General features: G+C 71.9%; 12 protein-coding genes. 7 read left to right on the plus strand and 5 right to left on the minus strand.

The window, feature by feature from the left end:
- Positions 1-10 precede the first annotated feature (10 nt).
- Both ACWCXB_RS03215 and ACWCXB_RS03220 read left to right on the plus strand, forming a co-directional pair.
- Positions 11-691 carry a pyridoxine/pyridoxamine 5'-phosphate oxidase gene (locus ACWCXB_RS03215; RefSeq protein ID WP_450718438.1) on the plus strand — a complete coding sequence of 227 codons (681 nt, stop codon included), beginning with the start codon at positions 11-13 and terminating at the stop codon, positions 689-691.
- Between the two features lie 186 nt (positions 692-877).
- On the plus strand, positions 878-2,476 hold the full coding sequence (locus tag ACWCXB_RS03220; protein ID WP_450718440.1) for an alpha/beta hydrolase: 1,599 nt from the start codon (positions 878-880) through the stop codon (positions 2,474-2,476).
- A 102-nt stretch (positions 2,477-2,578) separates the two neighbouring features.
- On the opposite strand, the gene ACWCXB_RS03225 is transcribed toward ACWCXB_RS03220, so the two are convergent.
- Complete coding sequence (locus ACWCXB_RS03225) at positions 2,579-3,802, minus strand: FAD-dependent monooxygenase (protein ID WP_450718442.1); 1,224 nt, start codon at positions 3,800-3,802, stop codon at positions 2,579-2,581.
- Between the two features lie 94 nt (positions 3,803-3,896).
- Here ACWCXB_RS03225 and ACWCXB_RS03230 point away from each other — a divergent pair, with 94 nt between their 5' ends.
- Positions 3,897-4,631 carry a TetR/AcrR family transcriptional regulator gene (locus ACWCXB_RS03230; protein ID WP_450718444.1) on the plus strand — a complete coding sequence of 245 codons (735 nt, stop codon included), beginning with the start codon at positions 3,897-3,899 and terminating at the stop codon, positions 4,629-4,631.
- A 122-nt stretch (positions 4,632-4,753) separates the two neighbouring features.
- Here the strand turns inward: ACWCXB_RS03230 and ACWCXB_RS03235 are convergent, their stop codons facing one another.
- Both ACWCXB_RS03235 and ACWCXB_RS03240 read right to left on the minus strand, forming a co-directional pair.
- Positions 4,754-5,188, minus strand: a complete 435-nt coding sequence (locus tag ACWCXB_RS03235; RefSeq protein WP_450718446.1) for a Zn-ribbon domain-containing OB-fold protein — start codon at positions 5,186-5,188, stop codon at positions 4,754-4,756.
- Positions 5,185-5,637, minus strand: a complete 453-nt coding sequence (locus ACWCXB_RS03240; RefSeq protein WP_450718448.1) for a DoxX family protein — start codon at positions 5,635-5,637, stop codon at positions 5,185-5,187. Before ACWCXB_RS03240 ends, ACWCXB_RS03235 begins: the two co-directional genes overlap by 4 nt.
- A gap of 118 nt (positions 5,638-5,755) precedes the next feature.
- Here ACWCXB_RS03240 and ACWCXB_RS03245 point away from each other — a divergent pair, with 118 nt between their 5' ends.
- Positions 5,756-6,904, plus strand: coding sequence for a flavin-containing monooxygenase (locus ACWCXB_RS03245; RefSeq protein ID WP_450718450.1), 1,149 nt, complete (start codon positions 5,756-5,758; stop codon positions 6,902-6,904).
- Positions 6,905-6,998: 94 nt separating this feature from the next.
- Here the strand turns inward: ACWCXB_RS03245 and ACWCXB_RS03250 are convergent, their stop codons facing one another.
- A complete protein-coding gene (locus ACWCXB_RS03250; RefSeq protein ID WP_450718452.1) occupies positions 6,999-8,348 on the minus strand; it encodes a hypothetical protein in 1,350 nt (449 codons plus the stop codon).
- A 337-nt stretch (positions 8,349-8,685) separates the two neighbouring features.
- On the opposite strand from ACWCXB_RS03250, the gene ACWCXB_RS03255 reads away from it, so the two are divergent.
- Both ACWCXB_RS03255 and ACWCXB_RS03260 read left to right on the plus strand, forming a co-directional pair.
- Positions 8,686-10,917 (plus strand): acetate--CoA ligase family protein, encoded by a 2,232-nt coding sequence (locus ACWCXB_RS03255; RefSeq protein ID WP_450718454.1) that lies wholly within the window; start codon positions 8,686-8,688, stop codon positions 10,915-10,917.
- Positions 10,914-11,711: an enoyl-CoA hydratase/isomerase family protein gene (locus tag ACWCXB_RS03260; protein ID WP_450718456.1), complete on the plus strand. Its 798-nt coding sequence runs from the start codon at positions 10,914-10,916 to the stop codon at positions 11,709-11,711. The genes ACWCXB_RS03255 and ACWCXB_RS03260 overlap by 4 nt, the downstream gene beginning before the upstream one ends.
- 60 nt (positions 11,712-11,771) lie before the next feature.
- Here ACWCXB_RS03260 and ACWCXB_RS03265 read toward each other — a convergent pair whose 3' ends face one another.
- Positions 11,772-13,889 carry an FG-GAP repeat domain-containing protein gene (locus ACWCXB_RS03265; RefSeq protein WP_450718458.1) on the minus strand — a complete coding sequence of 706 codons (2,118 nt, stop codon included), beginning with the start codon at positions 13,887-13,889 and terminating at the stop codon, positions 11,772-11,774.
- A 283-nt stretch (positions 13,890-14,172) separates the two neighbouring features.
- On the opposite strand from ACWCXB_RS03265, the gene ACWCXB_RS03270 reads away from it, so the two are divergent.
- Positions 14,173-14,769, plus strand: coding sequence for a flavin reductase family protein (locus tag ACWCXB_RS03270; RefSeq protein WP_450718937.1), 597 nt, complete (start codon positions 14,173-14,175; stop codon positions 14,767-14,769).
- The last annotated feature ends 9 nt before the right edge of the window (positions 14,770-14,778 follow it).

Genomic DNA, 14,778 nt, shown 5'->3' on the forward strand with positions numbered 1-14,778 from the left:
AGATCGGCGCATGACACACCAGCACGAGCCCCACGACGCCGACGCCTTCCACGAGGTGCTCAGATCCCTGCCGGTCTGGGACACCGAACTGCCCGCCTTCGCACCGGACACCGCTCCGGGCGAACCCCTGCCGCTCTTCCGGCGGTGGTTCGTCGAGGCCGCGGCGGCCGGTCAGCCCGAGCCGCACACGATGTCGCTGGCGACCGTCGACGAGGACGGCCGCCCGGACATCCGGACCCTGATGCTGCACGACGCGGACGAGCGCGGCTGGCACTTCGCCTCCCACGCCACCAGCGCGAAGGGCCGTCAGCTCGCCGCCCGCCCGGAGGCCGCGCTCGGCTTCTACTGGCCCGCGCAGGGCCGTCAGATCCGGGTACGGGGACGGGTGGTGCCGGGCACGCCCGAGGAGGCGTACAAGGATCTCCACGCGCGCTCGACGGGCGCGCTGGCGGCGGCGCTGGTGGGCCGGCAGAGCGAAGTGCTCGCCGACTACGGGGACTTGGTCCGGGCGAGCGAAGCCGCCTGGGAGCGCGCGGCGGCCGAGCCGGATGCGACGGCCGGCACCTGGACGGTCTACGTACTCGAACCGGCCGAGGTGGAGTTCTTCCAGGGCGACGCGCGCCGAAGGCACGTACGGCTGCGCTACCGGCGCGAAGGAGCGTGCTGGGTACGGGAGTTGCTCTGGCCGTAGCGCGACGGCGGCGGACTGCGGACGGAAAACCGGCACCTTGTGGCCTACTCCCGGGGGACCATTTGCGGTGCCGGTCCGTACGCCTGCGGTCGGAGGAACACCGCCTCGTCGATGGATTCGTCCGAACTTCCTTGCACGAGAGGGTGGATGGGACAGGACCACCCCCCTCACAAGGACCGACTCATTGTGCGAAGCAGACGAATAGCACCTCTTCTCGCCGTCAGCGCCCTCGCCACCCTCGTGCCCGCGCTCGCGCCCGCCACGGCCTCCGCCGCCTCTGCGGCCTCCGGTACCTCCGCGGCCACGAACCCCCTCAAGCAGTACCTGGAGCAGAAGCCCCGGTGGCAGCGCTGCGACGCCGAGAACCCCGCCGCGTACCAGTGCGCGACCGTCAAGGTGCCGCTCGACTACAGCCACCCCGGCGGCAAGAAGATCGAGATCGCCATATCGCGGATGAAGGCGAGCAGCTCCCGGGAACGCCGCGGCGTCCTGCTGCTCAACCCCGGAGGGCCCGGCGGTGAAGGCCTCGGCATGCCCCTGTTCCTGGCGTCCGAGCTGCCCACGGCCGTGAAGAGACAGTACGACCTCGTCGGATTCGATCCACGGGGCGTCGGACAGAGCTCCCCCCTCAGCTGCGGCCTGACCGAGGACGAGCGGAACTGGCAGCGCCCGTACAAGCCCGCGACGTTCGCGAAGGACGTGAAGTGGGCCCGTACGGTCGCCGCGAAGTGCGAGGCCAAGGCGGGCGACAAGCTGCGGCACCTCACCACCCGCAACACCGCCCGCGACATGGACGTGATCCGGAGCGTGCTCGGCGAGAAGAAGATCTCCTACCTGGGGTACTCCTACGGCACCTATCTCGGCGCCGTCTACACGCAGATGTTCCCCAAGCGCGCCGACCGGTTCGTCCTGGACAGCGCCGTCGACCCCCAGCGGATCTGGCGGGGCATGATCCAGGTGTGGGCGGAGGGGGCCGAGCCCGCTTTCACGAGGTGGAGCGAGTGGACCGCCCGGCGCTCCGCGACGTACAAGCTGGGTGACACCCCGGCCGAGGTCCGCAAGACCTTCTGGGATCTGGTCGCCCAGGCCGACCGCAAGCCCATCGACTTCGAAGGGACGCCCCTCACCGGCGACGACATCCGTGCCGGGCGAGCGATGTTCTTCAGCGTCCGAGCTGCCGCCGAGCAGGTCGCCGCGCTGAAGAAGGCCGCCGCGGCCACGAAGCCCGCCCCCACGCGGGCGCCCAGGTCGACCCCTCCCCCCGCCCCGCCGGCGTTCGGCCGTGCCGTTCCCACCGACAACAGCGACGCGAGCTTCTGGGCCGTGGTGTGCGCCGACAGCCGGGCCTGGCCGCGGGACCCCGAGCAGTACCGCCGGGACGCCATCCGCGACAAGGCCAGGTATCCGCTCTACGGCGACTTCACGTCCAACATCATGCCGTGCGCGTTCTGGAAGCAGGGCAGTGAGCCCGCCACCAAGATGAACCACAAGGCCGGCGTGCTCATCCTCCAGAACGAGTGGGACTCCCAGACGCCTCTGACCAGCGGTCAGGGCCTGCACCGGGCCCTGAAGGGCTCGCGGATGGTCACGGTCCTCGGGGGCGAGGGCCACGGCATCTACGGTTCCAAGTCCTGCGCCGACAAGACGGCCACGGCCTATCTGACCACGGGCAAGCTCCCGGCGAAGGACCTGACCTGCCGGACCTCGGCGGGGCAGGAGCAGGGAGCCCTCAGGCTTCCGGTTCCCTCGCCTCCGGGGATCCCGGGCATGCACGGACGCTTCTGATCCGGCTCCGACCGGGTTGATCCGCCCCTGCCCGGGGTGACGACGTGGGGCTTCCGTCGACGGAAGCCCCACGTCGCATGTCGTACGTCCACGAGGCCCGCCTCAGCGGATGCTCGGCTCGGCCGTGTAGTCCGGCAGATCGATGGTGCTGCTGACCTTCTGCCCTTCCCTGAGCATCCAGTTGAGGAAGAAGGGCCTGCTCAGCATCCAGTTGCGCAGCCGCAGAGCGGTCCTGCTGCCGGGGGCGAGGAACGGGCCCGTGCGGTCGCCGCCCTTCTGGCAGCCCTCGGCGTAGCCGCGCACGAGGTTCTCGTAGCGGGCGAACGCCGCCGTGTGGTCGCCGTCGCCGCCGTCCCCGTCGCCGTCGCCGTCGTATGCGCGGGCGAGCTCTCCGGCGAGCACGTACGCGGCCACGATGCCCGTCCCCGTGCCCATGCCGCCGATGGTGGCGCCGCAGGCGGCATCGCCGACCAGGGCGATGCGGCCCGTGGACCAGGTCTCCACGTCGGCGCGGCTGATCGAGTCGAAGTAGAGGTCCGTGGCGTCCTTCAGTGAGGCGAGGAGCCTCGGCACCTCCCAGCCGAGCCCGGCGAAGGCGTCCGCGATCAGGGCCTTCTGCTGCTCCGGGTCGTGGCGGTCGTACGTCAGCTCGTCGGCGGCGAAGACGAAGAACGCGCCGGCCCGGTCCGGGTTGCGCCGGTCGGCGCCGACGGAGGCGAGGCGGCCGGGGACGTTGCAGCCGATGGTGCCCTCGCCGGAGCCGGCGCCCAGGTGGTTGGGCAGGCTCCAGGTGGCCGCGTAGTGGCCGAGGTGGCGGACGTACTTCTCCTCGGGCCCGAAGGCGAGCCGGCGGACGTTGGAGTGCAGCCCGTCGGCGCCGATGACGAGGTCGAACTCGCGGGGTGCGCCGTGCCGGAAGGCGACGCGCACGGCGTCCTCGGTCTGGTCGAGCCGGGTGATGGTGTCCCCGAATACGTACTCGGCGTGCGGGAGGCTGTGTTCGTAGAGAACGCGCGAGAGGTCACCGCGGAGGACCTCGATGTCGCCGCCCGCGAAGTCGGCGGGCAGGTACAGCTGCCGCTTTCCGCGTTCGTCGACGAAGAGCATCGGGCTGCCGCCGGTCCGGATCCGGCGCAACTCGTCGATCACGCCCATCCGTTCCAGCACCGTGAGGTGGGTGTCGCCGCGGAAGTCGACGGCCTGCCCGCCCTCGCGCAGGGCGGGGGCGAGCTCGACGACGGTGACCTCGAAGCCGTAGCGGCCGAGCCAGTACGCGAGCGCGGGACCGGCGATGCTCGCGCCCGAGATGAGGACCTTCCTGCCCATGGTTTCCACTCCCCCTAGAACTGTGTCCATCGGAAACTGTTTCTTGCTGTGTACGGTAGACACAGTTTTCGGGCTTGGCAAGGGAGATGCAGTGATGACCGAGAATCCGGACGAGCTAATACGGCTCCTCTGGGGCCCCCATCCGCAGCCCAGGCGAGGCCCGAAGCCGGCGTTGAGCCTCGACCGCATCGCGCGGGCGGGCATCGGGATCGCCGACGCGGAGGGGCTCGCAGCCCTGTCGATGCAGCGGCTCGCCGAGCTGCTCGGCTTCACGAAGATGTCGCTGTACCGGTACGTGCCCGGCAAGGCGGAGCTGGTCGCCCTGATGGTGGAGACGGCGGTCGACGATGTGCCGGGAGAGGCGTCGGAGGCGGCCGGCTGGCGGGAGGCCCTCGCCGAATGGTCCCGCCGCCTCGTCACCGTCTTCCGGCGCCACCCCTGGCTGCTGGACGCCACGGTCGGCCCGCGGCTCATGGGCCCGAAGGAACTGGCCTGGATGGAGCAGGCCCTGGCCGCCCTGGACGGCACCGGCCTCACGGGCGGCGAGCGGTTGGACGCGGTGGTCCTGCTCTCCAGCCACGTACGCGGCATCGCCCAACAGGCCCGCGCGGCAGGCCCGTCGGACAACCCGGAGGCCCAGTTCCACGCCGCCCTGGCCACGGTGCTGCGCGACCACGGCGAGCGTTACCCGGCCCTGCTGTCCGCGATGGCGTCGTCGGCGGCCGAGCCCGGCGGCCAGGACCAGGCCCTGGAGTTCGGCCTGGAACGCATCCTGGACGGCCTCGCCGCACTCATCGCCGAGCGAGCTTCGGGGGCAGGGGCTGCCTGACGCAGCGTCAACTACGAGTGTGCGCACCGCCGAGTCGGCGGCTCACCTGACCATGACCGCTGACCGGCCGGTTCCGCACCGGGCGATACCGGCATCGGGTCCTCCCGAAGCCGGTATCGCCATCAGCGCTTCGCGGACGGCCGGAACACCGGCACCGCGATCCCGCCCCCGACTCTTTCCTCGGCTCCCTCCTCGGCCTCGGCCCGGAAGCCCACCTCCAGCTCCATCCCGATCCGCAGGTCCGCCTCCGCGCAGTCCACGATCTCGGTCATCATGCGCGGGCCTTCGGCGAGGTCGACGACGGCCGCCGTGTAGGGCGTACGGCCGGCGAAGGGCGGGAGGTCGTTGCGGTGGACGACGGACCAGGTGTAGAGGGTGGCGCGCCCGCTCGCCCGCTCCCACTCGACGTCGTCGCTCCAGCAGTACGGGCAGAACTCGCGCGGATAGTGGTGGGCCCGCCCGCACGCGCCGCAGCGGCGGACGAGCAGCCGGCCATCGGCCGCCGCGTCCCAGTAGGGCCGGGTGAAGTCGTCGATGTCGGGCGTTGCCGCGGTCACAGGAAGAGTCCGATCGCGCTGTCGAGGGACCAGGTCTGCCAGGACATCGCGAAGAGGGCGACGAGCGAGATGAGCGCCATCATCGCGTTCTGCCCCTGCTCGGCCCAGTCGTGGATCATCAGGACGAGATAGAGGACGTTGAGGAGCAGCCCGCCGGCCAGGGCGACCGGGGTGAGGAAGCCGGCGATCAGGCCGAGGGCGAGGGCCAGCTCGGCGTAGACGACGACGTACGCCATCACCCTGGGCCGGGGCGCGACGACCGTGTCGAAGCCGGATCGCACCAGCTCCCACCGGTGCTTGGCCGCGACGTCGGCGGCCCAGGCGATGCCGGTGCCGCGCTCGAACCAGCCCTTCTTGTCCTTGTGCCGCCAGCTCTCCAGCCACCACAGGCCGAGGCCGATGCGAAGGACGGCGAGCCATTCGGCGCCGGTGAGCCAGACGGTCTGCATTCCGGGGCCTCCCCTCCGAGATCTGACGGTACGTCAGTTCACCGGATGGGGCCTTCGAAGCGCAAGAGGTCGTCCGCCGTGACCGATTCGCAACGGTGTGCCATTACGCTGAGCGCTCATGCCCGATCACAGAGCCATGGATCTCACGAACGACCGCCCCGTCTACGTCATCGGAGCGGGTCCCGGCGGCCTCGCCGTCGCGGCCGCGCTGCGGGAGCGGGGCCTGCGGGCCGTCGTCCTGGAGAAGTCCGAGTCCGTCGGCGCGTCCTGGCGCGGCCACTACGACCGGCTGCACCTGCACACGACCCGGCGCCTGTCCGGGCTTCCCGGCCTGGCCATACCGCGCAAGTTCGGACGGTGGGTGTCGCGCGACAACGTGATCCGCTACCTGGAGAAGTACGCGGAGTTCCACGAACTGGAGCTGGTGACGGGCGTCGAGGTCTCCCGGATCGAGCAGGACGGCTCCGACTGGGTCCTGCACGCCTCCGGCGGCCGTCGCCTCACCGGCCGCGCGGTCGTCGTGGCCACCGGCTACAACCACACCCCGCGCCTGCCGGACTGGCCGGGCCGCGACACGTACCCGGGCGAGCTGCTGCACGCCTCCGCGTACCGCAGCGCCGCCCCGTACGCCGGAAAGGACGTCCTGGTCGTCGGCGTCGGCAACACGGGCGCCGAGATAGCCGTCGACCTGGTCGAGGGCGGCGCATCCCGGGTACGCCTGGCCGTCCGTACCGTGCCCCACATCGTGCGCCGCTCGACGGCGGGCTGGCCGGCGCAGCGCACGGGCATCCTGGTCCGCCGGCTCCCGGTCCGGCTGGTGGACAAGGCGGGCGACCTGATGTGCCGGATCTCCGTCCCCGATCTGTCGGCCCATGGGCTGCCCCGCCCCGACACGGGCCTCTACTCCCGGGTCCGGGGGGGTGCGATCCCGGTCCAGGACGTGGGCCTGATCGACGCGATCCGCACCGGCCGCGTCGAACCGGTCGCCGCGGTCGAGTCCTTCGACGACGGCAAGGCGGTCCTGGCGGACGGCTCACGTCTCGCCCCGGACGCCGTGATCGCGGCCACCGGCTACACCCGCGGTCTGGAGCCCCTGGTGGGCCACCTGGGCGTCCTGGACGAGCGCGGCCGCCCCATGGTGCACGGCGGCAGTACTCCGCGCGAGGCACCGGGCTTGTACTTCACGGGTTTCACCAACCCGATCAGCGGGATGTTCCGTGAGATGGCCCTGGACGCGCAGAAGATCGCCAGGGCTGCGGCGCGCTGAGGCGCCGACCCAGGCGCGCCGAGGCCAGGGGCTCCGGGGCGCCGGAGCTCCGGGGCGGCCGCCGATCCCGCACGGCCGCCCCGGAGCGCGGCCGTCAGACGACCGGGTTGAGGACGAGCCTCGCCTTGTTGTTGTCGACGTTCGGGTCGAACGGCAGCGGCTGGGTGGTGCCGTACGGGTGCATGAGCGTGATCTTGCCGACGGCGCCGGGGACGACGGTGTCGATCCGCAGCTCGAACGGGAAGGTCACGGTCTGCTTCTCGGCCACCCACAGCGGCAGGTCGCACCGGTAGCGCGGGGCGCCGGTGCGCTCCTCGTACCACGCGTCGCCGTCCAGGGCGCGGGGCTGGCAGTTCTCCGGAACGCCGGTGACGGTGGCGCCCTTGGGGACGATCAGGTCGACCAGGGCGACGGGGTCGCCCGAGCCCAGGTTCGCCACCCACGCCGGGCCCTTGTTGCGGAAGGTCAGGTCGGCCTTCACGGTCTCGCCGGCGGCGCCGGTGACCTTCGTGCCGCGGACCGCGAAGTCGGCGGTGTTGGCGGCCTTGATGCCGACGCCCCAGCCGTTGTTCTCCGGTGCCAGGTCCTCGGCGCCGTCGCCCGCCGCGACCATCATGTCGAGGCGCTCGTCGAGGGCGTAGGGGGCAACGGTGGCCGTCAGCGGCGCCGGCAGGGTGAAGGTTCCGTCCGGCTCGACGACGTCGTCGAAGAGGCAGTCCACCTTGGTGATGGGCTTGATCGTGCCCTCGCCGAGCGGTGTGCTGGTGCACTCGGGGGCGACGGCGCCCACGTCGAGGCCGCGCGAGACGTACAGGGTGACCTGGATGCCGTTCGCCTGCTCGTTGCCGTTGTTGACGACGGAGAACGGCACGGGCACGGTGCTGCCCGGTGCAACACCCTCCACCGATGCCGGCCGGTCCAGGACGAGGTCGGCCCCCGAGGCGACCCTGACCGTGGTCTCGAAGCCCTCGGGCGCCGTGAGTTCGCCGCCCTCCATCGTCGTCGTGGCCTTCGCCTGGTAGGTGATGCGGCCGGCGGCGCCGACGTCCGCCCCGGACGCCGCCCGGACCTGCAGCAGCACCGAGTCGCCGGGACCCGTCGCCGGGACCTCGGGGAGGGTGCACACCGCGGTCGTGCCGGCCGGTGCGCAGTTCTCGGGCCAGGTGACCTCGGCGACGCCGGCCAGGCCCGAGACGTCGACGGTGAGCCGGCCGTCGGTCACCGTGTAGTTGCTGTTGTCGTGGGACAGCCCCAGGTCGAGGGTGACGGCCCGGGCCTGCTCACCGCTGCCGGCGGCCTTGGGCAGCACGACCTCGTACGGCGACCGGATCCACAGCTGGTCGCTGTCGGCGAGGGCGGGGGTGGCCATGCCGACCGTGACGAGTCCCGCTGCTGTGGCGCACGCGCCGATGCGCGCGGCGCGGCCGACGGAAGGCTTTCTCATGTTTCCTCTGTTCCTGGGGGAGGGACGACGGTGCGATGGGGAGACTCACGAGGGCCGGGGAAAGTTGCACTGGATCGGCGCGGGGCAGGCGCAGGCCGACGTGGGACCGGCGTGGGACCGGCGCGGGGCCCGGAGCAGGACCGGCGCGGGACCGGCGCGGGCGGGCACGGGACCCGCGCAGGCCGACGCGGGACGGGTACGGAACAGGCGCGATACCGGCACCGGCCGGGGCGGGACCGGTGCACTTCCCTGCACGGCAGTTCCTGACTGGTCGTCAGTTCGCTAATCTGACAGTGCGTCAGTTGAGTTGGCCGACGAGCAAGGAGCGGGCGAAGCGATGCTTGGATCGACCCATGGCACCCTGACCACCGATCTCCGCGCCCGGGTGGTGGCCTGCGGAGAGCAGCCCCGTAACGCCGTCCACGACACCGCGGCGATCACCGCCACCGCAGGTGATCTGGATGTCAGCGGCCGCCCGCTGTACGCGCCCGTTCCCGATCTGGACCGGTTCTTCCGGCCCGGATCGGTCGCGGTCGTCGGGGCGTCCGACGCCGACGGCCGGCCCAACACCGGCATCACGCGGCAGCTGATCGCCTGGGCCGAGCGGGTCGGGGCGCGGCTGCATCCCGTGCACCCGAGCCGGAGTGCCGTGTTCGGGCTGCCCTGTGTCCCCTCCGTGGCGGACCTGCCGGAACAGGTCGACCTGGCCGTGCTGCTCGTCGGCGACCCGCTGCCGGTCATCGAGGAACTCGCCCAGGCCAAGGTGAAGTTCGCCGTGGCCTTCGCGTCCGGGTTCGCGGAGACCGGCGAGGAGGGTGCGGCCGCGCAGCGGCGGCTGGCCGCGGCCGTGGAGCGGTCGGGGCTGCGGCTGCTCGGGCCGAACACCAACCTCAACGCCTTCGAGAAGTTCCGCGACGACCTCGAGGGCCCCGCCATCGCGCTGATCACCCAGTCCGGCCACCAGGGCCGGCCCGTGTTCACGATGCAGGAGCTGGGCGTCCGGCTCTCCCACTGGGCGCCCACCGGCAACGAGGCCGACCTGGAGACCGCCGACTTCATCTCGTACTTCGCCGGGCGACCCGAGGTCGGGGCCATCGCCTGCTACGTGGAGGGGCTCAAGGACGGACGTTCCTTCCTCCTCGCCGCCGACCGGGCCGCGCGCAGCGGCGTCCCGGTCGTGGCGGTCAAGGTCGGACGCACCGAGACCGGGGCTCGGACGGCCGCCTCCCACACCGGCAAGCTGACCGGCGCCGACCAGGTGGTGGACGCGGCGATGCGGCAGTACGGCGTGATCCGCGTCGACGGGCTCGACGAACTCCAGGACACGGCGGCGCTGCTGGCCCGGGCGCGGAAGCCGCGGGCCGACGGCGTCGTCGTCTATTCGATCTCGGGCGGCACGGGCGCGCACTTCTCGGACCTGGCGACCGCGGCAGGCCTGCGGCTGCCGGCGCTGTCCGAGGCCAAGCAGGCGGAGCTGCACCAGTGGATCCCGCAGTACCTGAACGTCGCCAACCCCGTCGACAACGGCGGCCACCCCGTGGGCGACTGGCGCGGCCGCAAGATCGTCGACGCGATCCTCGACGACCCCGGGATCGGTGTGCTGATCTGCCCGATCACCGGCCCCTTCCCGCCCATGAGCGACAAGCTCGCCCAGGACCTCGTGGACGCTGCGGAGACGACGGACAAGCTGGTGTGCGTGGTGTGGGGCTCGCCCGTCGGTACGGAGGAGGCGTACCGCACGACGCTGCTCGGCTCGTCCCGGGTCGCCACCTTCCGTACGTTCGGCAACTGCATCACCGCGGTCAAGGCGTATCTCGACCACCACCGCTTCACCACCGGCTACCGCTCGCCCTTCGACGAGGCGCCCCGCACCCTCTCCCCCTCCTTCCGCAAGGCACAGGCCCTGCTGCGCCCCGGCCACCGGCTCAGTGAGCACGCGGCGAAGCAGCTGCTGCGGGCGTACGGGATCCGCGTGCCGCGCGAGCAGCTGGTGACCAGCGCGGCGGCCGCGGTACGGGCGGCGGGGCTGGTGGGCTACCCGGTGGTGATGAAGGCGTCCGCGCCCCGGCTCGCGCACAAGACCGAGCTGGGCCTGGTGAAGATCGGGCTGACCTCGGCCAGCCAGGTCCGCGACGCCTATCGCGAACTGACCGACATCGCCCGCTACGAGAGCATCGAGCTCGACGGCATCCTCGTCTGCCAGATGGTCGAGCGCGGCGTCGAGATGGTCGTCGGCGTCACCCAGGACGCCCTCTTCGGCCCGACCGTGACCGTGGGCCTGGGCGGTGTGCTGGTGGAGGTGCTCCAGGACGCGGCGGTCCGCGTGCCGCCCTTCGGCGAGGACCAGGCCCGTTCCATGCTCGCCGAACTGCGCGGGCGGGCCCTGCTGGACGGGGTCAGGGGCGGGCCGCCGGTGGACGTGGACGCGCTCGTCGAGGTCGTCCTGCGGGTGCAGCGGATGGCGCTCGAGCTCGGCGCCGACCTCTCCGAGCTGGACATCAACCCGCTGATGGTGCTGCCGCGCGGGCAGGGCGCGGTGGCGCTGGACGCGCTGGCGGTGTGCCGATGAGCGGCGGGGACCACGTGCTGCACCGCACCGAGAACGGCGTCTCCTGGATCACCCTCAACCGGCCCGAGGCCATGAACGCCGTCACCTGGGACCAGCGCGAGAAGATCGTCGCGCTGCTCGCGGACGCCTCCGCCGACCCTTGCGTACGGGCCGTCGTGATCACCGCCACGGGCAAGGGGTTCTGCGCCGGGGCCGATCTGCGCGGGGCCCCGTCGGGCGGCGGGGAGCGCGTCGCGGGTGATGTGGCCCGTACGATCCGGCGTGGCGCGCAGCGCTTCGTCGCGGCCGTACTCGACTGCGAGAAGCCGGTGATCGCGGCGGTGAACGGCACCGCGGCCGGCATCGGCGCGCACCTCGCCCTCGCCTGTGATCTGGTCCTGGCAGCCGAATCCGCGCGCTTCATCGAGGTGTTCGTACGCCGCGGACTCGTCCCGGACGGGGGCGGGGCGTATCTGCTGCCGCGCCTGGTCGGGCCGCAGCGCGCGAAGGAGCTGATGTTCTTCGGGGACGCGCTGTCGGCCGGGGAGGCCGAGCGGATGGGGCTGGTCAACCGGGTCGTACCGGCGCAGGAGCTGGAGAAGACGGCCCGTGAGTGGGCCGAGCGCCTGGCCCAGGGGCCGACGCGTGCCATCGCACTGACCAAGCAGCTGGTCAACGCCTCGCTCGACAGCGACCGGGCGACGGCGTTCGCGGCCGAAGCGGCGGCACAGGAGATCAACATGGCGACGCGGGACGCGAACGAGGGCGTGGCGAGCTTCGTGGAGCGACGGACCCCGCGGTACGAGGGGCGCTGAGCGGGGTCCGTTTCCGTCCGCGCGCCGGAACAGCCCGGCGCGCGGACGTCACGGGGTCGGTCAGGACAGGCCGCTGTACGTGCCCCAGCCGGTGCTGAGCTTCACCGAGCCGGGCTTGAAGCCGCCCTTGCCGTTGAACTCGTACCGGTACAGGTCACCGGCGGTCGTGCGGGAGACCAGGTCGTCGATGCCGTCCTTGGTGAGGTCGCCGATGCCGACCGTGGCGTTGTGGCTGCCCCAGCCGGAGCCGATCTTGACGCCCGAGCCGATGGCGTCCTTGCCGTTGCCGTAGTAGCGCCACAGGTTGCCGGAGGCGTCCTTGCCCAGGATGTCGCCGCGGCCGTCGGCGTTCAGGTCGCCGGCGCCGATGGGCGTCACCGTCTTCCAGCCCGTACCGATCTTCCGGACCAGCTTGAGGCCGCCGGTGCCGTTCGCCGCGTACAGGTACAGGTCGCCGGTGGTGGTGCGGGCGACCAGGTCGGACAGCCCGTCGCCGGTCATGTCGCCGGAGGAGACGAACGTGTTGAAGCCGCTCCAGCCGTGGCCGATCTTCACCGACGGCGTCTGCGGGGTGACCACGCTGCCGCGCTCGGGGCTGTACCGGTACAGCTCACCCGCGCCGTTCCGCACCAGGACGTCGTTGCCGCCGTCCCCGTTCAGGTCGCCGATCGGGACGATGGTGGAGGTGGTGGGCCAGGTGCCGCCGCTGACCTTCGTCGCGAGGGTGTGCTCCGCGTTGCCCTGGTGGACGACGAGTCCGCCGGTCGTGGTCCGGCTGAACAGGTCGACGTAGCCGTCGTTCCCGACGTGGTCGCGGCGCACGAGCTTCGGCGCAGGCTGCGGGACGGTCAGCCCGGTGCCCGCGGTCCACAGCTGCCACTCCTGTGCCCACACGGCGGTGGCGTTGCCGTCGGGGCCGACCGCGACACCGCCCTCGGCGTAGGTGGAGGGGGCCTTGCTGAGCGTCGTGGGGCTGCCCCAGACGCCGTCGACCCGGGCGGCGGTGACGAAGACGCGCTGGTCGTCAGCACCGGAGTTCTGCGCCCAGCCCGCCTGGACGGTGCCGTCGTAGCCGATGTTCGCGTCGAACTGCTCGGGGACGTAACCGGTCGAGAGCGTCTTCGGCTCGGACCAGGTGTCGGTGGCGTAGGCACGGGTCGACGTACGGACCCCGAAACCGGACCCCTCCGCGAAGTCGAGCCAGACGAGAGTGACGTCGCCGTTCGGCCCGATCAGCGGGTCCAGCGTCTGGAAGCCGTAGTCGCCGGTCGACACGGCCTCCGCCATGAACCAGCCGGGCTGCTCCTCGTCGGCCTTGCGCCGCGCGGAGACGAGCACGGTGTCGTCGCTCGACTCGGTCGGCGACTGCTGCCAGACCACGACGAACATGCCGTCGTTGCGGACCGACAGCCTCGGCGATCCGGACCACAGGGCCGGGTCGCCGATAGAAGCCGGCGCGCTCCACTCCGTCGCACCGGCCTTCTTCACACTGCTCTTGGCCGTCCGGCCGTCGGCCCGGTTCTCCGTCCAGGCGACGACGACCGAACCGGTGCTCGAGGCCGCGACCTGCGGAGCCACGGCATGGCTGCCCGTCTCGGTGACGGCCACCAACGCCGGCTGGGTCCAGCTGATCCAGTCGGCACCCACGTCGGCCTTCTCGACGACGTGGATCGCGGACCGGTCCGGACCTGCGCTCTGCCGCCATACGATCGCGGCACGCCCGCTCTGGTTCACGAACAGCTTCGGGTCCAGGATGCCGGTGGAGGCCGAGGCGAGGCTCACCGGCGTACCCCACTGGGTCGCCCCGGACGCCAGCACCGAAACCCGGAGGGCCGAGCCGCCGGACGCCGGCTTCTCGACCCAGGACGCGGTCACCGAACCGTCGTTGGACGGCGCCACCTGCGCGGTCCGCTCCGCATTGGCCGACAGCCGCTGCGGGGTCCCCCACACCGTGCTCTTGGCCGGGCGCACCGCGGCCCACACCTCGGTCACCGTGTGGTCGTCGTCGGGCGTCCAGTACCACAGCGCGACCGCGTCACCGTGGACGGTGGACTGGACGTCGGCGACATTGACGAGCTGGTGGTCGAGCGTGAGCGCGGTCGGCGCGCTCCACGGCCCGATCTCGGCCGCGGCCGCGACCGGCGCCGTCGCGAGGACGGTGACGGCGGTCGTCCCCACGCCGACGCCCCCCAGCGTCAGCGTCGGTATCAGTGCAGCCGTAATGATTCTGCTCTTCTTGCGCAAAACGGAAATCCTCCCCCTCGTACGAGTCGTACAAGTTGGCGCGAGAGTAACAGCGGCCACTGACAGTTCGTCACGGGGATCACTCCTGCATACAAGCGCTTTCTGACCGGCGCCGCCGAACAGCCGGGTGCACGCTCCCGGCCGCTCGGGCCACGCGCCGGGGGTTCCCATCTGACGATCCGTCAGTTTCAATGGAGGGGTGATGGGACACGCAGGGATGGCGGCCACCGCCGTCCGTTACCTCAGGTCGGTCGGCGCCGCCACGTCCGTGGAGCCCTTCGACGCACTCCCGCGTCCCGCTCTGCGGGCCGTCGGCGCCGACGAGCGGCTTCCGGTCGATCCCGGCGAATTCCGCCGCGTCCTCGGCCACTTCGCGAGCGGCGTCACCGTCGTCACGGCCCACGACGACGAGAGCGGCGGCCCCACCGGATTCGCCTGCCAGTCCTTCGCGTCCCTCTCGCTCGACCCGCCCCTGGTCGCCTTCATGGTGGCCCGTACGTCGACGACCTGGCCGCGCATCGCCCGGGCCGGGGTCTTCTGCGTCAACGTCCTGGGCGCGGACCAGGGCGAGCTGTGCCGGGCCTTCGCGGTGAGCGGCGCGGACAAGTTCGCGGGGGTCGGCCACGTACCCGCTCCCGTGACGGGGTCGCCGCGCCTGGACTCCGTACCGGCGTGGATCGACTGCACGATCCAGGCCGTGCACACGGGCGGCGACCACCTCATCGTGGTGGGCCGGGTGGAGGCGCTGGGTGCGGAGCAGGAGGGGGATCCCCTGCTGTTCCACCGGGGGCGGTTCGGGCGGTTCAGCGGGTAGGGTCCGACG

The organism is Streptomyces sp. NPDC001514, from assembly GCF_053597075.1.

What these genes read in the sequence shown, in the direction of transcription:
- ACWCXB_RS03260 (WP_450718456.1), top strand. Translation starts at nt 10,914, where the DNA reads ATGAGCGGCGGGGACCACGTGCTGCACCGCACCGAGAACGGCGTCTCC.
- ACWCXB_RS03255 (WP_450718454.1), top strand. Translation starts at nt 8,686, where the DNA reads ATGCTTGGATCGACCCATGGCACCCTGACCACCGATCTCCGCGCCCGG.
- ACWCXB_RS03215 (WP_450718438.1), top strand. Translation starts at nt 11, where the DNA reads ATGACACACCAGCACGAGCCCCACGACGCCGACGCCTTCCACGAGGTG.
- ACWCXB_RS03245 (WP_450718450.1), top strand. Translation starts at nt 5,756, where the DNA reads ATGCCCGATCACAGAGCCATGGATCTCACGAACGACCGCCCCGTCTAC.
- ACWCXB_RS03270 (WP_450718937.1), top strand. Translation starts at nt 14,173, where the DNA reads ATGGCGGCCACCGCCGTCCGTTACCTCAGGTCGGTCGGCGCCGCCACG.
- ACWCXB_RS03240 (WP_450718448.1), bottom strand. Translation starts at nt 5,637, where the DNA reads ATGCAGACCGTCTGGCTCACCGGCGCCGAATGGCTCGCCGTCCTTCGC.
- ACWCXB_RS03230 (WP_450718444.1), top strand. Translation starts at nt 3,897, where the DNA reads ATGACCGAGAATCCGGACGAGCTAATACGGCTCCTCTGGGGCCCCCAT.
- ACWCXB_RS03225 (WP_450718442.1), bottom strand. Translation starts at nt 3,802, where the DNA reads ATGGGCAGGAAGGTCCTCATCTCGGGCGCGAGCATCGCCGGTCCCGCG.
- ACWCXB_RS03250 (WP_450718452.1), bottom strand. Translation starts at nt 8,348, where the DNA reads ATGAGAAAGCCTTCCGTCGGCCGCGCCGCGCGCATCGGCGCGTGCGCC.